This window comes from Pseudomonas sp. JL3 (assembly GCF_031570575.1).
GTDB classification, from domain to species: Bacteria; Pseudomonadota; Gammaproteobacteria; order Pseudomonadales; family Pseudomonadaceae; genus Aquipseudomonas; species Aquipseudomonas cucumis.
Genome location: NZ_JAKWJK010000016.1, coordinates 1 through 23,727 on the forward strand (window position 1 = coordinate 1; position 23,727 = coordinate 23,727).

General features: G+C 58.5%; 23 protein-coding genes and 1 pseudogene. 11 read left to right on the plus strand and 13 right to left on the minus strand.

What is annotated here, in order from left to right; genetic code table 11:
* From MMG91_RS22705 to MMG91_RS29025, 4 genes and pseudogenes are all read left to right on the plus strand, one after another.
* A partial coding sequence (locus tag MMG91_RS22705) for an RHS repeat-associated core domain-containing protein (protein WP_310660786.1) occupies nt 1-570 on the plus strand: 570 nt, incomplete at its 5' end.
* Nucleotides 570-1,160, plus strand: coding sequence for a hypothetical protein (locus MMG91_RS22710; RefSeq protein WP_305447513.1), 591 nt, complete (start codon nt 570-572; stop codon nt 1,158-1,160). The genes MMG91_RS22705 and MMG91_RS22710, both read left to right, overlap by 1 nt.
* Nucleotides 1,161-1,249: 89 nt before the next feature.
* A complete protein-coding gene (locus tag MMG91_RS22715; protein ID WP_310660787.1) occupies nt 1,250-2,437 on the plus strand; it encodes an ankyrin repeat domain-containing protein in 1,188 nt (395 codons plus the stop codon).
* Nucleotides 2,438-2,614: 177 nt separating this feature from the next.
* Nucleotides 2,615-2,785: pseudogene (locus tag MMG91_RS29025) on the plus strand (DUF6124 family protein); the annotation flags it as partial.
* A 91-nt stretch (nt 2,786-2,876) separates the two neighbouring features.
* Here MMG91_RS29025 and MMG91_RS22720 read toward each other — a convergent pair.
* The 3 genes from MMG91_RS22720 to MMG91_RS22730 all read right to left on the minus strand — a co-directional run bounded on the left by MMG91_RS22720 (nt 2,877) and on the right by MMG91_RS22730 (nt 4,680).
* Nucleotides 2,877-3,152: an HU family DNA-binding protein gene (locus MMG91_RS22720; RefSeq protein WP_003213368.1), complete on the minus strand. Its 276-nt coding sequence runs from the start codon at nt 3,150-3,152 to the stop codon at nt 2,877-2,879.
* A gap of 192 nt (nt 3,153-3,344) precedes the next feature.
* A complete protein-coding gene (locus MMG91_RS22725) occupies nt 3,345-4,493 on the minus strand; it encodes an FAD-dependent oxidoreductase (protein ID WP_310660788.1) in 1,149 nt (382 codons plus the stop codon).
* A 19-nt stretch (nt 4,494-4,512) separates the two neighbouring features.
* Nucleotides 4,513-4,680 carry a rubredoxin gene (locus MMG91_RS22730; protein ID WP_007954349.1) on the minus strand — a complete coding sequence of 56 codons (168 nt, stop codon included), beginning with the start codon at nt 4,678-4,680 and terminating at the stop codon, nt 4,513-4,515.
* A gap of 201 nt (nt 4,681-4,881) precedes the next feature.
* On the opposite strand from MMG91_RS22730, the gene MMG91_RS22735 reads away from it, so the two are divergent.
* Both MMG91_RS22735 and ubiA read left to right on the plus strand, forming a co-directional pair.
* Complete coding sequence (locus MMG91_RS22735) at nt 4,882-5,445, plus strand: chorismate lyase (RefSeq protein WP_310660789.1); 564 nt, start codon at nt 4,882-4,884, stop codon at nt 5,443-5,445.
* Nucleotides 5,445-6,335, plus strand: coding sequence for a 4-hydroxybenzoate octaprenyltransferase (gene ubiA / locus MMG91_RS22740; RefSeq protein ID WP_305447518.1), 891 nt, complete (start codon nt 5,445-5,447; stop codon nt 6,333-6,335). The genes MMG91_RS22735 and ubiA overlap by 1 nt, the downstream gene beginning before the upstream one ends.
* Nucleotides 6,336-6,402: 67 nt before the next feature.
* On the opposite strand, the gene MMG91_RS22745 is transcribed toward ubiA, so the two are convergent.
* Nucleotides 6,403-6,789, minus strand: coding sequence for a hypothetical protein (locus MMG91_RS22745; RefSeq protein WP_305447519.1), 387 nt, complete (start codon nt 6,787-6,789; stop codon nt 6,403-6,405).
* 152 nt (nt 6,790-6,941) lie between these two features.
* Between MMG91_RS22745 and phoB the strand changes: the two genes are divergently transcribed.
* The 3 genes from phoB (at nt 6,942) to MMG91_RS22760 (ending at nt 10,456) form a co-directional block, all read left to right on the plus strand.
* Nucleotides 6,942-7,631, plus strand: a complete 690-nt coding sequence (gene phoB, locus MMG91_RS22750; protein WP_007896474.1) for a phosphate regulon transcriptional regulator PhoB — start codon at nt 6,942-6,944, stop codon at nt 7,629-7,631.
* 38 nt (nt 7,632-7,669) lie between these two features.
* The gene (phoR, locus tag MMG91_RS22755; protein WP_310660790.1) at nt 7,670-8,992 is read left to right on the plus strand and encodes a phosphate regulon sensor histidine kinase PhoR; all 1,323 of its coding nucleotides are present in this window, start codon (nt 7,670-7,672) and stop codon (nt 8,990-8,992) included.
* 123 nt (nt 8,993-9,115) lie between these two features.
* The gene (locus MMG91_RS22760; RefSeq protein WP_310660791.1) at nt 9,116-10,456 is read left to right on the plus strand and encodes a hemolysin family protein; all 1,341 of its coding nucleotides are present in this window, start codon (nt 9,116-9,118) and stop codon (nt 10,454-10,456) included.
* 114 nt (nt 10,457-10,570) lie between these two features.
* On the opposite strand, the gene MMG91_RS22765 is transcribed toward MMG91_RS22760, so the two are convergent.
* From MMG91_RS22765 to MMG91_RS22800, 8 genes are all read right to left on the minus strand, one after another.
* Nucleotides 10,571-11,467, minus strand: a complete 897-nt coding sequence (locus MMG91_RS22765; RefSeq protein WP_305447521.1) for a peptidoglycan DD-metalloendopeptidase family protein — start codon at nt 11,465-11,467, stop codon at nt 10,571-10,573.
* Between the two features lie 211 nt (nt 11,468-11,678).
* On the minus strand, nt 11,679-12,632 hold the full coding sequence (locus tag MMG91_RS22770; RefSeq protein WP_310660792.1) for a response regulator: 954 nt from the start codon (nt 12,630-12,632) through the stop codon (nt 11,679-11,681).
* Between the two features lie 180 nt (nt 12,633-12,812).
* Nucleotides 12,813-13,574 (minus strand): phosphate signaling complex protein PhoU, encoded by a 762-nt coding sequence (gene phoU / locus MMG91_RS22775; protein ID WP_007896483.1) that lies wholly within the window; start codon nt 13,572-13,574, stop codon nt 12,813-12,815.
* Nucleotides 13,575-13,644: 70 nt separating this feature from the next.
* The gene (gene pstB / locus MMG91_RS22780; protein WP_007896484.1) at nt 13,645-14,478 is read right to left on the minus strand and encodes a phosphate ABC transporter ATP-binding protein PstB; all 834 of its coding nucleotides are present in this window, start codon (nt 14,476-14,478) and stop codon (nt 13,645-13,647) included.
* A gap of 124 nt (nt 14,479-14,602) precedes the next feature.
* On the minus strand, nt 14,603-16,273 hold the full coding sequence (pstA, locus tag MMG91_RS22785; protein ID WP_310660793.1) for a phosphate ABC transporter permease PstA: 1,671 nt from the start codon (nt 16,271-16,273) through the stop codon (nt 14,603-14,605).
* 15 nt (nt 16,274-16,288) lie between these two features.
* On the minus strand, nt 16,289-18,322 hold the full coding sequence (locus MMG91_RS22790; RefSeq protein WP_310660870.1) for an ABC transporter permease subunit: 2,034 nt from the start codon (nt 18,320-18,322) through the stop codon (nt 16,289-16,291).
* 484 nt (nt 18,323-18,806) lie between these two features.
* Nucleotides 18,807-19,805 (minus strand): phosphate ABC transporter substrate-binding protein PstS family protein, encoded by a 999-nt coding sequence (locus MMG91_RS22795; RefSeq protein WP_310660794.1) that lies wholly within the window; start codon nt 19,803-19,805, stop codon nt 18,807-18,809.
* A 234-nt stretch (nt 19,806-20,039) separates the two neighbouring features.
* Nucleotides 20,040-21,338: an MFS transporter gene (locus MMG91_RS22800; RefSeq protein ID WP_310660795.1), complete on the minus strand. Its 1,299-nt coding sequence runs from the start codon at nt 21,336-21,338 to the stop codon at nt 20,040-20,042.
* Nucleotides 21,339-21,702: 364 nt separating this feature from the next.
* Here MMG91_RS22800 and MMG91_RS22805 point away from each other — a divergent pair, with 364 nt between their 5' ends.
* Together MMG91_RS22805 and MMG91_RS22810 are read left to right on the plus strand one after the other, a co-directional pair.
* Complete coding sequence (locus tag MMG91_RS22805; protein ID WP_007896491.1) at nt 21,703-22,107, plus strand: acyl-CoA thioesterase; 405 nt, start codon at nt 21,703-21,705, stop codon at nt 22,105-22,107.
* 85 nt (nt 22,108-22,192) lie between these two features.
* On the plus strand, nt 22,193-23,092 hold the full coding sequence (locus MMG91_RS22810) for a D-hexose-6-phosphate mutarotase (protein WP_310660796.1): 900 nt from the start codon (nt 22,193-22,195) through the stop codon (nt 23,090-23,092).
* A gap of 54 nt (nt 23,093-23,146) precedes the next feature.
* On the opposite strand, the gene MMG91_RS22815 is transcribed toward MMG91_RS22810, so the two are convergent.
* Nucleotides 23,147-23,683 (minus strand): DUF3299 domain-containing protein, encoded by a 537-nt coding sequence (locus MMG91_RS22815; protein ID WP_305447528.1) that lies wholly within the window; start codon nt 23,681-23,683, stop codon nt 23,147-23,149.
* Between the last annotated feature and the right edge of the window lie 44 nt (nt 23,684-23,727).

Below are 23,727 nucleotides of genomic sequence, written 5' to 3' on the forward strand. Positions count from 1 at the left end.
CGGGTGTGGGGCAACACGCTAGAGGAGGTGCGCGAGCCGTATTACATTGAAGAGCAGAACCTGCGGTTTCAGGGGCAGTACCTGGACCGGGAGACGGGGCTGCATTTCAATACGTTCAGGTTTTATGATCCGGATGTGGGGCGGTTTACGACGCCGGATCCGATTGGGTTGAAGGGAGGATTAAACCTCTATCAATATGGATATAACCCCGTTGGATGGGTGGACCCATGGGGTTGGAGTTGTGTCCAGTTCAAACGCTGGAAAAGAGGCGACGCTATTGATAAACCTCTGCCTAACGGCAAAGCTCCTGCATGGGACGTAGTGAGGTCAAGGTATTGGAAGAATCGACACGAAGCCTCGAAAACTTCAGGTGAGTTCAGTCCAGCCAATATGAGCCGAATGAAACGCGGCTCGGCCCCCTTGGACGCAAACGGAAACTCGATGGAGTTGCACCATCACAACCCTCAACGCAATGGCGGAGTCAGCGTGAACAACCCCCGAAACTTACGGGAAGTCACACGAGAACAACATGCCGAACTTGATAATTTCAGACATCTAGGAACTAAGTAATGACTGCTATAGAAATTGTGAAGCAATTTGTCGAAGCATCCATTTCGCCAAAAGAATTCGAAGGGAAAATTTATGCTGACCCATCAATTGAAGAGCTACTAAGAAGCGAGAAAAATTTACCAGCTTACGTGGCAGAGCCAGACTTATACACATACACCATTAGTCAAAACTATGAAAACCTTGAATCCATATATAACACCCAAACTCTTCTATCTGACTTTCTAAATAAGAAAAATATACCCCACAAGGTCGAAAAAAAATATGAAGATCTATTTAACCTAACGCTTAAAGTTCAGCCAAAATGGTTATCCCTACCATCAGATTATCTATCCAGCCTCATTGAAGACAAAAAATCACTTAGCGCCAAAGAGCTGCAGCTATGGTTAAAGGAAAAAATAAAAAGTGATTTTCGCTCTCTGAAGACACCACCCAAATGGCTCCAAAACCCCGAATGGCCTATACAGGATGGAAAACCAATGATTTTTTTGGGGCAACTCGATATTAGTGATTTAAGCCATGACAACTCTCAGGCTTATTTATTTTTTGATGAAAACAAGAGAACGTTTCATACCATCACGCAATCTTGCTGATCAGCATTGACAAGTTATAGCATCCTCGGCGCCGTGCTGGCAGCGGCTAACGGCATGATTTCAAATAGGATCGTTCCTTGGGATTAGTGATGATTGAAAACACTTTTATGGTTAGTCTTCTGGTGAACCCAGAAGAAATCTATGAAAAGAACATCAAAACTTTATTAGCCATTCATGCAGACATCGCGTCGGGAAATGCAGCCTCACTAAAAAAGCACCTAGAGAAAAATTCCGTTCTATTGCACCTGCCCATGTACGGCCTTGATGGGCAAGAGACCCTGCTGCATATGGCTGCCGAACGGGGTCAAACCGAAATTTGCCGCTTATTGGTGTCTTTAGGTATTGCGCTGGACCAGCCTGCCGTCAGTTCCGGAAATAGCACGCCACTTGCCGCAGCCGCTGGCAATGGACATCTACAAACATGCCAATGGTTTCTGGAGGCCGGTGCTTTGGTGGATGGGTGGCCTAACAGCATAACCACCCCCCTGATTAACGCGATTACCTTTGGGCATCAGGACGTCGTCAATCTTCTTATAGAACACCATGCCAACATCAATCGACTGCACACCAGGCTGAATACCGCGCCATTGGACATCGCCAATACCTGGGGATTTACAGAGATTGCGTCCACCTTAAGAAAATCGGGGGCGGTCAGTATCATGGACATTGTTGAAAGCCGACCCGAGGAATTTGGTGGTTCTATAGTCACTTTCGTGCACAACACCGCTGGCTGGGTTTTACCCGCACAACTGAGTCCCTTCACTAATGAAGAGGGTCTGGAGTTGCGTATCAGCTGTATTGATGGCAAAAACAAGTTCAAGTTACTCTTCACCATCGGACTTTTTGCCAAAAGTCCTCATACCGAATTATTCGTATGTTTGCCTGGCGACTGGCCTCTTACGCAGCAAGGTTTTACCCCCCACAGTCCTTGGGTTTTTCCGGTTGAGTTGCTGTCTCTGCTCGCTCGCCACACGTTCGATGATGGCCCCTTGTCGGAAGGCTTCTTGATTCGTCGTTCCGATGCCATGTATGCCAACCTGGCCTGGCCAGACGAAGTGGATGCTTTCGTGGTCGTGGATAAAGCCTTGGATACGAAAGCTGAAAAAGAGACGATCCCCGACAATGAAAAGGTGATGCTCTATGTTTTGGCACCTGTCAAATTCACGAAAAAAGGCGAACCCGACGCAGCAGCATTGCGTGCTCTGACACAACGCAAACGTACAGCCAGTTGGGCGAGTGTGGTCATTCCGACTCCGGATCCAGAGATAATGCAGTAGAAAAGTGGAGCGGCAAAGCACCAGCCAAGTACCTGTTGGACGTTCCTTGGGGCGGAGAAAAAGACCAGATACGGGTAGAGGGACTTCGTTAGAAATTCATCTCTGCGGCCAACAAAAATGGGGGCCTGATCCAGTCGGTGTGCCCATTTTTCCAGCTCGCGCCCATCATGATCCCTCGCCATCGCCGCCGACCTCGCCGACGATGTGGACGGTTCACGCCGCTCCGTAGCCCTGGCGCTCAGCCGCATGTCTGATGGGGTGCATTTGTTGGTAGAGCGCGCGCTGGAGCACCTGAATGAGCCGGAAATAGCAGCGATTCTCGCCAGAAAACAAAGCCGCGTCAGCTAATCCGCCACCCACAAAAAAATGGGCACCCAACCTCGTTGGCGTGCCCATTTTTTTTATCCTGCTCACCCGCTATGCGGGAAGTCGGTGCGTGTTACGGATTAACGCTGTCTTTCAACGACTTGCCTGGCTTGAACGCAACAGTGTTGCTGGCTTTGATTTTTACCGGCTCACCGGTCTGCGGGTTTTTGCCGGTGCGGGCACCGCGATGGCGTTGCAGGAAGGTGCCGAAGCCCACCAGCGTGACGCTATCCTTGCGATGCAGAGCGCCGGTGATTTCTTCGAGAACGGCGTTGAGAACGCGGTTGGCCTGTTCTTTGGTGAGGTCTGCTTTTTCTGCAATTGCAGCAGCGAGTTCTGGTTTACGCATTAGTGAAGCCCCTTTGACGGTTTTTTGTTGTTATGTCCGTGCCGTTCTCGTTGGAACAGCGCCCAAGGCGCCGCAGGTGCTCTACTCTGCGGCAGACGGGAGTGAGAATGGCACGCGCTTTAGAGCGGCGCCAGTCTCCCCGCGACCTTTGTAGGGGCAAAAACGGGGTGATTCCGACAGAACGACCGGCATTTACGCCAACAGGGCCGGAAGCTCTTTGTTCAGGGCGAGTTTTTCCATCACCGCCGCGCCGGTCAGGGCGTAACCCAGCAATTTGCCGGCGCTGTCGCGGCATAGCACTTTGATGTCCGCGCCCTGCCCTTCGACCGTCCAGACGCCCTCCGCGCCCCGTGGTGGCGGTGAAACCACCAATGGGCAGACCGGGGTTTTCACGGTGATCGGCATCGGGCCATAGCTCACCACCGTCGGGTTTCCGGCGAGGGTTTGGGCCAGTGCTCTCGCACAGCTCATGAGGGGCATGACGTACAACAGATTCAGCCCATCGACCTCGGCGCAGTCGCCCAGGGCGTAGATGTTGACGTGAGAGGTTTTCAGGTGACGGTCAACCACCACGCCACGGTTGACCTGCAACCCGGCAGCGGCCGCCAGATCGATGCGCGGACGCAGACCAATGGCCGAAATCACTACATCGCAAGGGATGACCTGGCCGTCGGACAGATGCGCTTCCAGGCCATCAGGCACTCGCTGCAAGCGATTGAGCACCGGCCCGAGGTGGAAGCGCGCGCCCAGGCTTTCCAGCCCGGCCTGGACCGCAGCGGCAGCCGCCGGGTGCAGCAAGGTCGGCATGACTTGTTCGCAGGGTGCAACCAGTTGCACTTCGTAGCCCCCGAGAATCAGGTCGTTGGCGAATTCGCAGCCGATCAAACCGGCGCCCAGCAGCAACACCCGATGCTTGCCGGCCGCGGCGGCGCGAAAGCGTGCGTAGTCTTCAAGGTCATTGATCGGGAAAACGGCATCGGCCGCGTCGCCTTCGATCGGCACGCGCACGGTTTCCGCGCCCCAGGCCAGGATCAGGTCACGGTAGATCACCGCTTCTTCGCCGATCCACAGGCGCTTGTGGCCCGGATCGATACCGCTGATGCGCGTGTGGGTGCGCACTTCGGCTTTCAACTGCTCGGCCATGGCGCCCGGTTCGGCCATGCTCAGGCCATCGGCGTCCTTGTTCTTGCCGAAGCCGGTGGAGAGCATCGGCTTGGAGTAGGAGCGTCCGTCATCTGCGGTAATCAACAGTAGCGGGGTTTCGCCATCGAGTTTGCGAAACTCCCGGGCCAGGTTGTAGCCAGCCAGCCCAGTGCCGACGATCACGACAGGTGCGTTCATTCCTTGCTCCTTGCTTGTCTTAGTTGATTTCAATCATTTCGAAATCCATTTTGCCCACACCGCAGTCCGGGCACAGCCAGTCTTCCGGCACGTCCTGCCACAGTGTGCCCGGCGCAATGCCATCGTCCGGCCAGCCATCAGCTTCGTTATAAATCAGGCCGCAGACCACACATTGCCACTTTTTCATTCAAGTATTTCCTCAGGATTCAGGCTTTTGCCGGCGCGAACGGTCGATCGGTAAAGTGTTGCCGTCCGGCTCAGGGGCGTTTTGTACTGATCGTGCCGGGCAGATGCAAGCCTGTTCGGCGCAACGGCAGGCCGGATCAATCAAACTCGCCGCCTGACATGGTAAGCTCGCCGCCTCATTTGCTGCCAATAATGACTCACTGTGCCGCACTCAAAATCCCCCTCCACGACACCGATCTGGCTTCCTCGAAGCCAACTGACGCCCCTCCCCGACACGTCTACGCTCGATTGGCTGTTCGATGAAGGGTCGCTGACTCGGCGCCTGACCCGCCTGTCGAATGACAGTTTCAGCGTCACGCCGCTGTTCGAAGGCTGGCAATCGCTACGCGCGGACGAATGTGCCGCGCTGGAGCTGGCCGAAGGTAGCGAGGGCTGGGTGCGCGAGGTGTATCTGCGCGGCCAAGGTGAAGCCTGGGTGTTTGCCCGCAGCGTAGCGGCGCGTAGTGCGTTGCAGGGCGACGGATTACAGATGGATGAATTGGGCAGCCGCTCGCTGGGCGAATTGCTGTTTTGCGATCAAGCGTTTCAGCGCCGGGCCATCGAAGTTTGTCACTATCCTCAAGCATGGTTGCCGGTGGACGCTCAGGCGCCTGAACTGTGGGGCCGGCGCTCGCGCTTCGACCGCGGTGCCTTGAGCGTGCTGGTGGCCGAGACTTTCCTGCCGACCTTGTGGAACGCCACCCGCGCCCATCCGGAGAATTGCTGATGTACCAGAGCCTGCTCAAGTCCCTGAACCGCGTGAATCCTCGGGCCTGGGATTTCATTCAGCTGACCCGCATGGACAAGCCGATCGGCATTTATTTGCTGCTGTGGCCAACGTTGTGGGCACTCTGGATTGCCGGTGAAGGTTCGCCTTCGTTGGCCAATATCGTGATTTTCGTGCTCGGCGTGGTACTGACCCGCGCCGGTGGTTGTGTGATCAACGATTGGGCCGACCGCAAGGTCGATGGCCACGTGAAACGTACCGAACAGCGGCCATTGGTGAGCGGCAAGATCAGCTCGAAAGAAGCCCTGGTGTTCTTCGCGGTGCTGATGGGCGTGAGCTTTTTGCTGGTGTTGTGCACCAATGCGAAGACGGTCTGGTTATCGCTGGGTGGTTTGGCCCTGGCCTTCAGTTACCCGTTCATGAAGCGCTACACCTATTACCCACAAGTGGTACTGGGCGCGGCGTTCTCCTGGGGCATGCCCATGGCATTCACCGCCGAAACCGGTGAGCTGCCGGCGACGGCCTGGTTGTTGTGGATCGCCAACCTGTTGTGGACCGTGGGCTACGACACCTATTACGCCATGACCGATCGCGACGACGACCTGAAGATCGGCGTTAAATCCACGGCGATTCTGTTTGGCGATGCCGACAGGGTGATCATTCTGACCCTGCAAGGATTGGCATTGGGATGCCTGCTGCTGGCGGGTTCGAAATTCCAGCTCGGCGGCTGGTTCCACCTCGGGTTGCTGGCGGCGGCGGGTTGTTTTGCGTGGGAGTTCTGGTACACCCGCGGCAAGGACCGGATGCGCTGCTTCCAGGCGTTTTTGCATAACCATTGGGCAGGGTTGGCGATTTTTGTCGGGATTGTGCTGGATTACGCCAATCGCTGAGCAACCCACATCTTCGCGTAGCCGCTACCGAACCCAGGCTTCGGCAGCGGCTACAACCTTGAGCCGTTTACTTTTGCGACTCACGGACGACTCGCCAGACATCCTTCATGCCGTCACCCTTCATTTCGCCAGGCTTTTCATCTTTCATAAACATATACAGCGGCTTACCGTCATAAGCCCATTGCATCGTGCCGTCATCCCGTTTGATTGGCGTAAATTTGCCTTCGGCCTTGGCGCCTGCCGGGGCCATCATCGGTGGCCACATCGTCGCACACTCACCCGTGCACATCGACTTGCCATCCTTGTCCTTGTCGAACGTGTAAACGGTCATACCCTTGTGGTCGACCATCATGCCGTCTTTCATCGTGGCCGGTTCGGCGGCAAAGGCCAAGGGCGACAGCGTTAGCGCAGCCGTGACCAGCAGGGCCTTCCAGGATTGAGCAATGTGATTCATGGAAACCTTCCTCTTGTGGTTGTCAGGATTCGGACTTAGAGCTTAGTTCAGGATCGCGACAATCGCAGGACGGCTAAAATACTGTCACACGACTGCAATAATTCCGTTATCTAATGCGGCGCAAGACAGTTAAATGACAAGAGGATTAACGCATGGTTGGCAGGAGCATTCTGATCGTCGACGACGAAGCGCCCATTCGCGAAATGATCGCCGTTGCGTTGGAAATGGCCGGCTATGACTGTCTGGAGGCCGAGAACTCCCAGCAGGCCCATGCCATTATCGTCGACCGCAAACCGGACCTCATCCTGCTCGACTGGATGCTGCCCGGCACCTCCGGCATCGAGCTGGCCCGCCGGCTCAAGCGCGATGAACTGACCGGGGATATCCCGATCATCATGCTCACCGCCAAGGGCGAAGAGGACAACAAGATCCAGGGGCTGGAAGTCGGCGCCGACGATTACATCACCAAACCGTTTTCCCCACGTGAGCTGGTGGCGCGCCTGAAAGCCGTGCTGCGCCGCGCCGGCCCGACCGATGGCGAAGCGCCGATCGAAGTCGGTGGCCTGCTGCTGGACCCGATCAGCCACCGCGTGACCATCGACGGCAAACCCGCCGAGATGGGCCCGACCGAGTACCGCTTGCTGCAATTTTTCATGACCCACCAGGAACGTGCCTACACTCGCGGCCAGTTGCTGGATCAGGTCTGGGGCGGCAATGTCTATGTCGAAGAGCGCACGGTCGATGTGCACATCCGTCGCCTGCGCAAAGCCCTCGGCGATGCCTATGAAAATCTGGTACAAACCGTGCGCGGCACCGGCTACCGGTTTTCCACCAAGGCCTGAGCCGACCGCCAGACTCGCTGACAAGGACGCATTTTTCCGTGAACCAAAACTGGCATGGCACCCTGATTCGCCACATGCTGTTGCTGGTCACCGCTTGCTTGGTGATCGGTCTGATTTCCGGCTACTACGGCTGGAGCCTCGCCGTGGGCCTGGGCCTTTATCTGGCCTGGACCCTCAAGCAGTTGCTGCGTTTGCATGAATGGCTGCGCCAGCACCAACCCGATGAAGCACCGCCCGACGGCTATGGCTTGTGGGGTGAAGTGTTCGACAGCATCTACCACCTGCAACGCCGCGACCAACGGGTGCGCGGGCGCCTGCAAGCGGTGATCGACCGGGTCCAGGAATCCACCGCTGCGCTGAAAGATGCGGTGATCATGCTCGACAGCGACGGCAACCTGGAATGGTGGAACCGCGCCGCCGAAACCTTGCTGGGCCTCAAGACCCCTCAGGACAGTGGCCAGCCCGTGACCAACCTGGTGCGCCACCCGCGCTTCAAGGAATACTTCGAGCAGGACAGCTACGCCGAGCCGCTGGAAATCCCCTCGCCGATCAATGATCGCCTGCGTATTCAGCTCTACATCACTCGCTACGGCAACAACGAACACTTGATGCTGGTGCGCGACGTGACACGCATCCATCAACTGGAACAGATGCGCAAAGACTTCATCGCCAACGTGTCCCACGAGCTGCGCACACCGCTGACGGTGATCTGCGGCTATCTGGAAACGCTGCTCGATAACGTCGAGGACGTGAACCCGCGTTGGACCCGTGCACTGCAACAGATGCAGCAGCAAGGCGGGCGCATGCAGACCTTGCTTAACGATTTGCTGCTGCTGGCCAAACTGGAAGCCACTGATTACCCGTCGGACAACCAACCGGTGGCCATCGACAGCCTGCTGCAATCGATTAAGGGCGACGCTCAGCAGCTGTCCGGTCAACGCAATCAGCACATCACCCTGGAAGCCGACCCGACGATTCTACTCAAGGGTAGCGAAGCCGAATTGCGTAGCGCATTTTCCAACCTGGTGTTCAACGCAGTGAAATACACCCCGGCCGAGGGCAATATCCGCATTCGCTGGTGGGGCGACGATCAAGGCGCACACCTGAGCGTGCAGGATTCGGGGATCGGTATCGACAGCAAACACTTGCCACGCCTCACTGAACGCTTCTACCGCGTCGACTCCAGCCGCAACTCCAACACCGGCGGCACCGGACTGGGGCTGGCCATCGTCAAACATGTGTTGTTGCGCCACCGGGCACGTATGGAAATCAGTAGTGTGCCGGGCCACGGCAGCACGTTTACTTGCCATTTCGCCCCAGCCCAGGTCACCAAAACCCCTGTCATCAGCGCCGCCGACTGATACCAGTCAGCACTCGCCACTAGGCAATTGCCCGGTCAGCCGCTACATTGGCTGACTTGTGCCTGCCCTTCAGGCGCACTTTTTTCTTACCATTCGAATATACGGAACCCGCAAAACTCCATCATGGACCCTTCCCCTGGCTTGACCCTCGCAACAATATTCGCCGACTTCGGCATGATTCTTTTTGCTCTGATCCTGGTTTTGCTCAACGGCTTTTTCGTTGCGGCGGAATTTGCCATGGTCAAATTGCGCTCGACCCGGGTCGAAGCCATCGCAGAGCAGCACGGCTGGCGCGGGCACATCCTGCGTACCGTGCACAGTCAGCTCGATGCTTACCTCTCGGCCTGCCAATTGGGTATCACCCTCGCCTCCCTGGGCCTTGGCTGGGTCGGCGAACCGGCGTTCGCGCACCTCCTCGAGCCGGTGCTGAGCGCCGTTGGCGTAGAGTCCGCCGAAGTGGTCAAGGGCGTATCGTTCTTCACCGCGTTCTTCATCATTTCGTACCTGCACATCGTGGTCGGCGAACTGGCCCCGAAATCCTGGGCCATCCGCAAACCCGAGCTGCTGTCGCTCTGGACAGCGGTGCCGCTGTACCTGTTCTACTGGGCCATGTACCCGGCCATCTACCTGCTCAACGCCAGCGCCAACCAGATCCTGCGCATCGCCGGCCAAGGTGAACCCGGCCCGCACCACGAGCACCATTACAGCCGTGAAGAACTGAAACTGATCCTGCACTCCAGCCGCGGCCAGGACCCGAGCGACCAAGGCATGCGCGTACTGGCTTCGGCGGTGGAAATGGGTGAGCTGGAAGTGGTCGACTGGGCCAACTCCCGGGAAGACCTGGTGACGCTGGAGTTCAACGCCCCGCTCAAGGAAATTCTGGCGATGTTCCGTCGCCACAAGTTCAGCCGTTACCCGGTGTACGACAGTGAGCGCCAGGAGTTCGTCGGCCTGCTGCACATCAAGGATCTGCTGCTGGAACTGGCGGCCCTGGATCACATTCCCGAGTCGTTCAACCTCGCCGAGCTGACCCGGCCGCTGGAGCGTGTGTCTCGCCACATGCCGCTGTCGCAACTGCTGGAACAGTTCCGCAAGGGCGGCTCGCACTTCGCCCTGGTTGAGGAAGCCGACGGCAACATCATCGGCTACCTGACCATGGAAGACGTGCTGGAAGTGCTGGTGGGCGACATTCAGGACGAACACCGCAAGGCCGAACGCGGGATCCTCGCGTATCAGCCGGGCAAACTGCTGGTGCGGGGTGATACACCGCTGTTCAAGGTCGAACGCCTATTGGGCATCGATCTGGACCACATCGAAGCGGAAACCCTCGCCGGGCTGGTCTACGAAACCCTGAAGCGGGTGCCGGAAGAGGAAGAAGTGCTGGAAGTCGAAGGTCTGCGGATCATCATCAAGAAGATGAAAGGGCCGAAGATCATTTTGGCCAAGGTGTTGATGCTGGATTGATAGGCTGATCCGGATCCGTGTTGATCCCTTCGCGGGCAAGCCTGCTCCCACAAGGATTTGCGCAGGACCTGTGGGAGCGGGCTTGCTCGCGAATGCGTCAGACCAGACAACCCATCACTGCTTGCCCAACGCAAAGTTGGGCAACGCCCCCACCGGTTGATTGAACTGGTACGGAATCGATACCAGCCCCAAGCCGGTATTGCGCTGCACCACGAAGTGCAGGTGCGGGCCGCTGCTGTTGCCGGTATTGCCCGACAGCGCCAGCGCACTGCCCACCACCACTCGCTGACCTTCCCTCACGCTGACCGAGCCTTTCTTGAGGTGCAGGTATACGCCCATGGTCCCGTCATCGTGCAATACCCGCACGAAATTGCCCGACGGATCGTTGCCGCGCCCGGTCTGTCTATTCTCGGTTTTAACGACCATCCCGCCGCGCGCCGCGATGATCGGCGTGCCTTCGGGCATGGCGATGTCCATCGCATAACGGTTCTTCGGCCCATAGTGGCTGTATTGGCCATTGGCGCCCTGACTCAGGCGAAACGGCCCGCCACGCCAGGGCAACGGATATCGATAGGCCATGGCGGCCCCTGCAGGGTCGCCCAGGGAATATTCGAACCTTGGGGTATACGCAAGCGGCCTTCCGGCCTTCGTCGCCTTGAGCAGTGCCAGACGAAGGTTACTGCGCGCCGGCATCACCCGGCGGATCGGTCGGCTCGGTGCACCGCTGACGTTACTCAGCCCGGAAAAACTCAGCTCGATCTCGACTGGCGCATACAGATCGTTGCGCACGAACACACTGTCCATGCCCTTCTGCTTCTTGATATCGAGGTACACCTGCCGCTCGAGACGCTCGACCATCCGGTCCCGAAAAACGAACACCTTCGCGCCTTTGGTGGGGCGATCGCTGTAAGAGACCACGCCACTGGCGTCGGTGGACCGGTAAATCGTCATGGCCACAGCTGAGGTGGAGGCCATGAGCAGACCACAGAAAAAAAGCAGGCGCGCGAGCATGGGCAAGATTCTGTCGAGTAAGGCCTGGGAAGGAGCCTAGCAGCTGAAATGGACCAGCGTAGTCGGCAGATGTTTCAAATGATCATTCCCACACTCTGCATGGGAATGCAGCAAGGGACGCTCTGCGCCCCATCCGAAGCGGACGCGGAGCGTCCGGGGAGGCATTCCCACGCAGAGCGTGGGAAGGATCAACTTTCAGGCGACGCCGGGCTTACGCGCCGGGTACGAAATGCTTCTGCGCGGTGCCACGGGCGATCAGGCGGGAGATGTAGTCGAGCTTCTGCGCATCCTGGTCGACAAAGCGGAAAGTCAGTTGCAGCCATTCGCTGTCGGGTTTCGGCTCGAAGGCGACGATGGCGTGCAGGTAGCCGTTGAGACGGGCGATTTCAGAGTTGTCACCCTGCTCCAGGTCGAGCACGGCGCTGTCCAGGACTTGCGGCAAGGTGTCGGTGCGTTTCACCACGAGCAGCGCTTCCTTGATGCTCAAGGCCTTGATCACGCATTGCTGGGTGCCGCTCGGCAGGCGCAGTTGGCCTTGGCCACGACCGCCAGCCGATGCAGCAGCAGAGGCCGCAGGCGCCTTGACCGGCGGGCTGTTGAGCAGGCCACGAGACGGCGCGGCAGCCGGAACTGGTGCGGCGGCAACAGGTTTGGCGAACGGGTTGACGACGGCTGCCGATGGGGTAGCCAAGGCAGCCTTGCCACCGGTCAATGCGCTGAGGGAATCGTTGCCGAACGCCGAGTTCATTTTGGTCGGCGCGCTGTTCATCAAGGTGTCGAGCTTGCCAACCTTGTTCAGCGCCTGTTTGACCTTGGTCAGCAGTTGCTCGTTGGTGAACGGCTTGCTGACGTAGCCGGAAACCCCGGCCTGAATCGCCTGGACGACGTTCTCTTTGTCGCCACGGCTGGTCACCATCACGAACGGCATGGTCTTGAGGTTGTCCTGCTCGCGGCACCAGGTCAGCAGTTCCAGGCCGGACATTTCCGGCATTTCCCAGTCGCACAGGACCAGATCGAACGCTTCTTTGGCCAGCATGGCCTGGGCCTTTTTGCCGTTGACTGCATCTTCGGTCCGGATCCCCGGGAAGTAGTTGCGCAGGCACTTCTTCACCAAGTCACGAATGAACGACGCATCGTCCACGACCAACACACTGATCTTGCTCATCCAACACCCCTTTAAAAATCCCGGCAAGCATAACGCTGGCTGATGGCACTTTGCCAAAACTCTTCAGTCACGCCGGGACTTTTCGTTCGCGGGTGCTGCTTTTTCATTCGGCTCTTCAATTCGAAAGCCGCACAAACAAAAACGCCCGGCCAAAGGGCCGGGCGCTTTTCTTGGGCAATCTTACTTATCGTCAGCTTTGCCCGGAACATTAGCGGTTTCGGCACTTGTGCCTTCAACTTCTTCCTTCATGCGCTTGAGGCCCAGGTGACGCACGTCGGTGCCACGCACCAGGTAAATCACCAGTTCCGAGATGTTGCGCGCATGATCGCCGATCCGCTCCAGGGAACGCAGCACCCAGATAATGCTCAAGACCCGCGAGATAGAGCGCGGGTCTTCCATCATGTAGGTGGCGAGTTCACGCAATGCGGTCTTGTATTCGCGGTCGATGATCTTGTCGTATTGCGCCACCGACAACGCCAGGTCGGCGTCGAAGCGGGCAAACGCATCCAGGGCATCGCGAACCATGTTGCGCACCTGGTCGCCAATGTGGCGAACCTCGACATAACCGCGTGGCGCTTCGCCTTCTTCGCACAACTGGATGGCACGACGGGCGATCTTGGTGGCTTCGTCGCCGATGCGCTCCAGGTCGATCACTGATTTGGAGATGCTGATGATCAAACGCAAGTCCGACGCTGCCGGCTGACGACGGGCCAGAATGCGCAGGCATTCTTCGTCGATGTTGCGTTCCATCTGGTTGATCTGGTCGTCAATTTCGCGCACTTGCTGGGCCAGGCCGGAGTCCGCTTCGATCAGCGCGGTGACCGCGTCGTTGACCTGCTTTTCGACCAGCCCGCCCATGGCCAGGAGGTGGCTGCGAACTTCCTCCAGCTCAGCGTTGAACTGCGCGGAGATGTGATGGGTAAGGCCTTCTTTACTAATCATGTTGGCGTCCTTGGAGCGTCCGGTAAGTGCGGTGGACCGCAGCGTCAGTTCAGTGAGCAACAACGGCTTCCTAGCCGTAGCGACCGGTGATGTAGTCTTCGGTCTGCTTCTTCGCCGGATTGGTGAACAGCGTGTCGGTGTCGCCGAATTCCACCAGTTTGCCCATGTACATAAATGCCGTGTAGTCGGAAACCCGCGCGGCCTGTTGCATGTTGTGGGTCACGATAACAATGGTGAACTTGGATTTCAGTTCGTAGATCAGCTCTTCGACTTTCAGCGTCGAGATCGGGTCGAGTGCCGAGCAGGGTTCGTCGAGCAGCAGTACTTCCGGCTCCACGGCGATGGTGCGGGCAATCACCAGACGTTGCTGCTGACCACCGGACAGGCCGAGTGCCGACTCGTGCAGACGGTCTTTGACCTCATCCCACAGCGCCGCGCCTTTCAACGCCCACTCGACGGCTTCGTCAAGGATGCGTTTCTTGTTGATACCCTGGATGCGCAGACCGTAAACCACGTTTTCGTAGATGGTTTTCGGAAACGGGTTAGGCTTCTGGAACACCATGCCGACCCGGCGACGCAGCTCGGCCACGTCCTCGCCCTTGCGGTAGATGTTGTTGCCATAGAGATTGATCGCGCCTTCGACCCGGCAGCCGTCCACCAGGTCGTTCATGCGGTTGAAGGTGCGCAGTAGCGTGGACTTGCCGCAGCCGGACGGGCCGATGAAGGCGGTCACGCGCTGTTTCGGGATGTTCATGCTGACGTCGAACAGTGCTTGTTTGTCGCCGTAGAACAGGCTCAGGCCCGGTACTTCGATGGCCACGGTTTCCTGCTCAAGGCTCAGGCTCTGTTTGTCGCGGCCCAGGGCCGACATGTTGATGCCGTGAGTGTGTGCTTCGTGCTGCATGGGAGGCTCCCCTGTGCTAACAAATTCGGTTCGTTGAACCGCTGGCTTGGTATTCGGGCCAGCGGCTTACTCAAAATCTCTGTCTGACGCCAGCTCCCACAAGGGACAGCGGCGACCCATTAACTTAGCTATCCAGTGCTTTGTATTTTTCGCGCAGATGGTTACGGATATAAACGGCCGACAGGTTGAGCGTGGCGATCACCAGCACCAGCAGCAGCGCCGTGGCATACACCAGCGGTCGCGCGGCTTCGACGTTCGGGCTCTGGAAACCTACGTCATAAATATGGAAGCCCAAGTGCATGATCTTCTGGTCCAGGTGCAGGTACGGGTAGTTGCCATCCAGCGGCAGCGACGGCGCCAGTTTCACCACACCCACCAACATCAGCGGCGCCACTTCACCGGCGGCACGGGCCACGGCGAGGATCATGCCGGTCATCATCGCCGGGCTGGCCATCGGCAGCACGATCTTCCACAAGGTTTCCGCCTTGGTCGCGCCGAGGGCCAACGAGCCTTCACGCACGGTGCGAGGAATCCGTGCCAGGCCTTCTTCGGTGGCGACGATCACCACCGGCACCGCCAGCAGCGCCAGGGTCAGCGAGGCCCAGAGCAGGCCCGGCGTACCAAAGGTCGGTGCTGGCAGTGCTTCAGGGAAGAACAACCGGTCGACTGAACCGCCGAGCACGTAGACGAAGAAGCCCAGACCAAACACGCCGTAAACGATCGCCGGAACACCCGCCAGGTTGTTCACCGCGATGCGGATCAGCCGGGTCATCGGCCCCTGACGTGCATATTCACGCAGGTAAACCGCTGCCAGCACACCGAACGGCGTCACGATCATCGCCATGATCAGCGTCATCATCACAGTGCCGAAAATCGCCGGGAAAATCCCGCCTTCGGTGTTGGCTTCACGCGGGTCGTCACTGAGGAATTCCCAGACCTTGCTGAAGTAGAAGCCGATCTTGGTGAAGGTACCCATCGCGTTCGGCTGGTAGGCGTGAACCACTTTGCCGATGCCGATTTCGACTTCTTTGCCGTTCGCGTCGCGAGCGGTCAGGCTGTCGCGGTTGAACTGCGCGTGCAGATCATTCAGGCGCGCTTCGATTTCCTGATAACGGGCATTCAGCTCGGCGCGCTCGGACTCCAGGTCCGCTTGCGCGGCAGCGTCGAGACGGCCGGCCAGTTCCAGTTTGCGACCGTGCAGACGCACACGTTCGAGACCGGCGTTGATCGCGCCGATGTCGACCTTTTCCAGCGTCTTGAGCTGTGCGGCGAGCTGGTTGACGCGATCCACGCGCGTCTGCAACTCAGGCCATGCGGCCTCGCCTTCAGCGATGACCTTGCCGTCCTGTTTGACGTTGACCAGGTAGCCGTAGAAGTTGCCCCACTCGCGACGCTCGATAGCCATCAGCTCGGGTGGAGTCGTTTGGTCAGTTAGCCACTCGCCGACAATCCACGTGAAATCGGTGCCGTTCAGATCACGGTTGCCGACCTTGATCAGCTCGCGGGTCATGAACTCCGGGCCCTGGTCGGGCACCGGCAGGCCAGCGCTTTTCAGGCGCTCGCGTGGCACTTCTTCCTTCTGCACCACTTCGCCGATGACGAGGTGATTGGCTTGGCCCGGCACGTCGTAACTGGCGTGGATCAGGTCCGCCGGCCAGAAGTGACCCAGACCGCGCACGGCAATCACCGCCAGCAGGCCAATGGTCATGATGACCGCTATGGACACCGCGCCACCGCTGATCCAGACGCCGGGGGCGCCGCTCTTGAACCATCCATTCAGGGAGTTCTGTTTCACAGACTTCTACCTTTCTTAAAGCGACGAGTATTTCTTGCGCAGACGCTGACGAATCAGTTCCGCGAGGGTGTTCATGATGAAGGTGAACAACAGCAGCACCAGCGCCGAGAGGAACAGCACGCGGTAGTGGCTGCCGCCGACTTCCGACTCAGGCATTTCCACTGCGACGTTGGCCGCCAGGGTGCGCAGGCCTTCGAACAGGTTCATTTCCATGACCGGGGTGTTACCGGTGGCCATCAGCACGATCATGGTTTCACCGACCGCACGGCCCATGCCGATCATCAGTGCCGAGAAAATGCCCGGGCTGGCGGTGAGGATCACCACGCGCGTCATGGTCTGCCACGGCGTGGCACCAAGAGCCAGGGAGCCCAGGGTCAGGCCGCGAGGCACACTGAACACGGCGTCTTCGGCAATGGAGTAGATGTTCGGAATCACCGCGAAGCCCATGGCCAGACCGACCACCAGAGCGTTGCGCTGGTCGTAGGTGATGCCCAGGTCGTGGGAGATCCACATGCGCATGTCACCGCCGAAGAACCAGGTTTCCATGTACGGGCTCATGTACAGCGACAACCAGCCCACAAACAGAATCACCGGAATCAGGATCGCACTTTCCCAGCCATCCGGCACCCGCAGGCGCAGCGATTCAGGCAGGCGACTGAAGGTGAAACCGGCGACCAGGATGCCAATCGGCATCAACAGCAGCAGACTGAAAATCCCCGGCAAATGCCCTTCCACATACGGCGCCAGGAACAGGCCGGCGAAGAAGCCGAGGATCACCGTCGGCATCGCTTCCATCAGCTCGATCACCGGTTTGACCTTGCGACGCATGCCCGGAGCCATGAAGTACGCGGTGTAGATCGCCGCGGCGACGGCCAGTGGCGCGGCCAGCAACATCGCGTAGAACGCAGCTTTCAGGGTACCGAAGGTCAGCGGCGAGAGGCTCAGCTTGGGTTCGAAGTCGGTGTTGGCGGCGGTCGATTGCCAGACGTATTTAGGCTCGTCGTAGTTCTCGTACCAGACCTTGCTCCACAACGCGCTCCACGAGACTTCCGGGTGCGGGTTGTCGAGCAGCAGCGGTTGCAGCTTGCCGCCTTGCTCCACGATCACGCGGTTAGCCCGTGGCGACAGGCCGAACAGGCCTTGGCCGTCGACCACTTGGTCTACCAGCAAAGTGCGGTGAGCGGTGCTGTGGAACACGCCGAGTTTGCCGGACGCATCAAGGGCAACGAAGCCTTTACGACGTTCTTCGGCGGTGATTTCAACGATAGGCGCGGTGCCCATCTGGAACGTGCGAATCTGCTTCAGACGCTGTTCGCCATCCGGGTCGCGAGCCATGAACCATTGGGCGAGACCGCCCTTGGAGTCACCGACGATCAGCGAGATGCCGCCCAACAATTGTGTAATAGCGGTTACTTCGGCATTGCCGTCTTCAAGCAACTTGTAGCGCCCGTTGAGGCTCTTGTCGCGCAGACTGAAAACGTCGGCCTGAGCGCGACCATTGACCACGTACAACCACTGCTGACGCGGGTCGATGAAGATGTTCTTCACCGGCTCGGTCATTTGCGGCAGCTCAATGCGCTTCTGCTCGCTGGTGACTTCGCCGGTCATCATGTTTTCTTCGCTGGTCAGCGACAGGACATGCAGCTGCGCGGCCGTGGAGCCGGCCAGCAGCAGGGTCGAATCGGCAGCGTTGAGGCTGACGTGCTCCAGCGCGCCGCCCGCCTCGTTCAGCATGATTGGCGTTTCGCCGTACGGGTATTCGATGGCCGGCGAGATGGTTTTCTTGCCTTCCGGGTAACTGACTTTATACGTGTGACGGAACACCAGTGCCTGGCCGTTGGATAAGCCCACCGCCACCAATGGATGGCCGGGCTGGTCTTCAGCGATGGAGGTCACGCTGGTGCCGGCCGGAATCGGCAGGTCGACACGACGCAGCTCGGCACCCGTGTCGATATCAAAGAACAGTGCCTGGCCCTTGTCGGAAACCCGCATGGCGACCTGGTTCTGTTCTTCGAGGGAGATCATCAGCGGCTTGCCGGCGTCTTGCATCCAGGCGGGCGTGATGGCGTCTTTAGCGGTCAGGTCGGCACCCTGGAACAGCGGCGCGACGACGTAACCGAGGAAGAAAAAGATCAGAGTGATCGCGCCGAGAACGGCGAGGCCGCCGACAAGGACGTACCAGCGGGTCAGGCGATCTTTCAGCGCACGAATACGGCGCTTGCGTTGCAGCTCAGGCGTATTGAAGTCAATTCGCTTGGGGGGATTTGTAGTCATGGTGGAGTTGGCCAGATCATTCATTCGCACACCCTAGCGATCCTGTATGACAGAAAGATGACAATGCAGTGACGCAACAAATCCGCCGCCGGTGGAAACTGGCAGTGGATCGAAAATTTGGGAGGGCCGGGTTGCCAACGTGGCAACCCTGAGCCTTTGCAGGAGCGAGCATTGCCTCGGTTTCAAGAGAGAACCGAGGCGATCCCTTCGCGAGCAAGCTTCGCTCCTACAGGTCCGGGTTTAGCCCGGGCCTAGGGTTTTACTTTTTTACGACGCTACCGCCTTCTTGCAGACCCAGGTCAGCCAGTGCTTTTGCAGCAACCTTGGCTGGCAGTGGGATGTAACCGTCTTTCACAACCACTTCCTGACCCTGTTTGGACAGAATCAGTTTCACGAACTCGGCTTCCAGCGGGGCCAGAGGCTTGTTCGGGGCCTTGTTGACGTAAACGTAGAGGAAACGCGACAGCGGATACTTGCCGTTCAGGGTGTTTTCTTCGGTGTCTTCGATGAAGTCAGTGCTGCCTTTCTTGGCCAGGGCCACGGTTTTCACGCTGGCGGTCTTGTAGCCGATGCCCGAGTAACCGACGCCGTTCAGCGAGGAGCTGATCGACTGTACGACCGAAGCCGAGCCTGGTTGTTCGTTGACGTTTGGCTTGTAGTCGCCTTTGCACAGGGCCTCTTCTTTGAAGTAGCCATAAGTGCCGGATACCGAGTTACGACCGAACAGTTGCACCGGCTTGTTGGCCAGGTCGCCGGTCACGCCCAGGTCGCCCCAGGTTTTCACGTCGGTTTTGGCCCCGCACAGACGCGTCGAGGAGAAGATCGCGTCGACCTGTTCCATGGTCAGGTGCTGGATCGGGTTGTCCTTGTGTACGAACACTGCCAAGGCGTCCACGGCAACCGGGATAGCGGTTGGCTTGTAGCCGTACTTGGTTTCGAAGGCTTGCAGCTCGTTGTCCTTCATCTTGCGGCTCATCGGGCCCAGGTTAGCGGTGCCTTCAGTTAATGCCGGTGGCGCGGTAGAAGAACCGGCGGCCTGAATCTGGATGTTTACGTTCGGGTATTCTTTTTTGTAGTTCTCAGCCCACAGGGTCATGAGGTTGGCCAGGGTATCGGAGCCGACGCTGGACAGGTTGCCCGACACACCAGTGGTCTTGGTGTAGCTCGGGATAGCAGGGTCAACAGCGGCAACCGCGTTGGCAGTCGCAACGCCAGCAGCGACAAAAGTCATTGCCGCCATCAAACGCTTCAGTTTCATGCCTTACTCCTAGCAGATAGGTGTGTTAAGTCGGGGCCAAGTATCAGCAGGCCGTGTGAACACTCTATGGCTGAAATATGACAATTGGATGAAAGGCCAGCATTCAGTGTTTAGATCGTTCCCACGCTCTGCGTGGAAATGCATCTCGGGACGCTCTGCGCCCCATTCAAAAGCGGACGCAGAGCGTCCATGGCGGCATTCCCACGCAGAGCGTGGGAACGATCGGTTACAAGGTTAGCGACCCTTCTTCCAGAGATACCCACCCACGACAATCCCGACCCCACAAATAATCGCCACGTAATAGGCCGGCCCCATCGGGCTTTCCTTGAGCAGCAGGGTGACGACCATCGGTGTCAGGCCACCGAAAATCGCGTAAGCCAGGTTGTAGGAAAACGACAACCCGCTGAACCGCACCACCGCCGGGAAGGCTTTGACCATCACATACGGCACCGCACCGATGGTCCCGACCAGCAGACCGGTCAGGGCATACATCGGGAACAGCCAGTCGGGATGGTTGAACAGGCTGTGATAGAACGTCCACGAACTGATCAGCAGCGCGGCGCTACCGAACACGAACACTCGGCCGGCGCCGAAGCGGTCAGCCAATACACCGGAGGCCACGCAGCCCAGGCTCAGGAACACGATCGCCAGGCTGTTGGCCTGCAACGCGGTGGTCGGCGAGAAGTGGTAAACAGTCTGCAGCACGGTCGGCGTCATGAGAATAACCACGATGATGCCGGCGGACAGCAGCCAGGTCAGCAGCATGGAAATCAGAATCGCACCGCGATGGTCACGTAACACGGCGCGCAGCGGCACTTCCTCGGCCAGGGCCTTGCGTAATTGCAGCTCGGCGAACACCGGGGTTTCGTGGAGCCAGCGGCGCAGGTAGACCGAGAACAGGCCAAATACGCCGCCCAGCAGGAACGGGATTCGCCAGGCGTAATCCGACACTTCAACCGGTGTGTAAATGCTGTTGATCGCGGTGGCGACCAATGAGCCCAAAAGAATACCGGCGGTCAGACCGCAGGTCAGCGTGCCGCAGGCATAACCGATGTGCCGCTGTGGCACGTGTTCGGAAACGAATACCCAGGCCCCCGGCACTTCACCGCCAATCGCCGCGCCCTGGATCACCCGCATCAGCAGCAACAGGATCGGCGCCCACATACCAATCTGCGCATAAGTCGGCAGCAAGCCCATGATCAGGGTTGGCACGGCCATCATGAAAATGCTCAAAGTGAACATCTTCTTGCGCCCCAGCAGATCACCGAAGTGCGCCATGACGATGCCGCCCAGCGGCCGCGCCAGATAGCCAGCGGCGAAGATGCCGAACGTTTGCATCAGTCGCAGCCACTCGGGCATGTCGGCGGGGAAGAACAGTTTGCCGACCACCGTGGCGAAGAACACAAAGATGATGAAGTCGTAAAACTCCAGCGCGCCGCCCAGGGCAGACAGCGATAACGTCTTATAGTCGTTGCGGGTCAGCGGACGTGCGGATTGGGTAGGCTGCGCGATGCTCGAGGGCGCTGTGGTCATGGCAAGGGCTTCTCTTATAGTCGGATCTGCAACCTCAACAACGCTGGCAGAGGCTTGGGCAGGTTCGGCACGATAGCAAATTGTTCAAAAAAGCACATGGAGGCGCGTATTTGACGGTCAAAATGAGAACCCGGCGGTCGTCTCGGAGTCTACCGATCGATATACTCGCAACATTGCAACGGCTTGTAAGGGGTTGCTGTGCGAAACCGTCGTTGGCGCCTGTCAGCCGATTTCGCAGAGTTTCCCTTTAGGCGCCTTACGAAAAACGTGACGAACGTAGTATGTTCGGGGCTGAATCGTTTTTCCAAGACGGCTATTCACCCGCTACACCTACGAAGAGTTACGGGTCAGAGGCACCCCCGGCATGATAGAGCTCGAACAAGAAGATCCAATCCCGCAAGGCGACCTGGCCCTGCAAATCACCGCGCTTCCGCGTGAAACCAACGGCTTTGGCGATATTTTCGGCGGCTGGCTGGTGGCGCAGATGGATTTGGCTGGCACCGCCATGGCCAGCAAGGTTGCCGGTGGTCGCGTGGCCACCGTTGCAATCGATCGCATGGCGTTCCTGGTACCGGTCGCGGTGGGCGCTCAGCTGTCCTTTTATACCCAGGCTCTGGAAATCGGCCGCAGCTCGATTCAGATGATGGTCGAAGTCTGGAGCGACGATCCACTGTCCAGCGAATGGCGTAAAGTGACCGAAGCCGTCTTCGTGTTCGTCGCCATCGACGGCAGCGGCCGCACTCGCTCGGTTCCGCCTAGAGCCCGTTAAACCGGAGTTCAAAAAAAGAGGGCGTTAAACCCGGCGACCGTTTTGCGGTCCATTGCAGTCATTGTTCCTGATTGAGAGTTGCCCCATGAGCACGCCCAACGTTGAAGCCGTGAAACTGGATGAACTGAATTGCTGGCGTATCCGCCACGGTCAGGCCGAATTGCTGGTGGCCCAGCAAGGCGCGCACATCCTCAGTTATCAACTGGCTGGCGAGCCACCGCTGATCTGGCTCAACGACGAGGCGGTGTTCAAGACCGGCAAGAGTATCCGCGCCGGCGTGCCGGTGTGCTGGCCGTGGTTCGGCAACCTGTCGCGCAACCCGCAGAGCGTCCAGGCCATGCGCGTCGGCAATGAACCGCCAACAGCCCACGGGCTGGTGCGAGCTATGGACTGGGAGTTGCTCGGTATCGAAACCGAAGGCGATAGCCTGAAGGTGGAATTCGTCCTGCCCTACCCCGAAGGCGGTCTGCCGGGATGGCCGCATCAGGTGGATTTGAAACTGAGCATTCGTCTGGAAGAGCAGTTGCATATCAGCCTGACGAGCGAAAACAAGGGCGCCGAACACGTCACGATCAGCCAGGCATTGCACAGCTATTTCGCGGTCAGCGATGTGCGCAACGTACACGTTGAGGGGCTGGATGGCTTGAGCTATATCGAAACCCTGGACGACTGGAAAACCGTCACCCAGGCCGGTGATCTGCATTTTACCGGCGAGACCGACCGCATTTATCTCAATACCCCGCCGAAGCTGAGCATCGTTGACCCGCACTGGGAACGACGCATCGAACTGACCAGCAGCGGTTCGCGCTCTGCGGTGATCTGGAACCCCTGGATCGACCGCGCCGCCGCGTTCAGCGACATGGCCGACGATGGCTGGCAGCGCATGCTGTGCATTGAAACAGCCAATGTGATGAATGATGTGGTGACGCTGGCGCCGGGGGCGAACCACACCCTGGGTGTCAGCATCGCCAGCGCCCCTTTGTAAGCAACACCATAAATCAATGTGGGAGCGAGCAATCTCGCCCCCACATTTGACTGCCTACAAATCCGACTCTTTGACCACCCGCACCTGCGCCGCATCCAGCGCATACGCCGCATCCGCCAGGTCGTTGTTGACCTTTTCGATCTTCAACGTGCCGGTCACCCACAGCGGCGTGTAGATGTCATTCAGCTTCAAGCCTTTTGGATAACGCACCAGCACCAACTGGTTAGGCGGCGGTGGCGGCACGTGAATGCAAGCGCCTGGATACGGCACAAGGAAGAACAGCGTGCTGTGGCCCTTGGCGTCGGATTCCAGCGGTACCGGATAACCGCCAATGCGGATGTGCTTGTCGTTCATCGACGGCACGGTTTTGGTCGAGTACATCACCGCCGGCAAGCCTTTGCTCTGTTTCATGCCACCCTTTTGGGTAAAGGTGCCATTGGCTTCCGGAGAGTTGTGGTCGATCTCGGGCATGGCCTCGAGGGCCTTCTGGTCCGACTTGGGCATCAGTTCGAGCCAATCGGTTTCCGGCAGTTCGCCGGCATGGGCCAAACCACTGCCCAGGAAGAGAAGAGTCAATAGAAAACGGCGCATGAAAGTGCTCGGCAAAGGAAAGGACGGTGCAACGCCGAGCATTC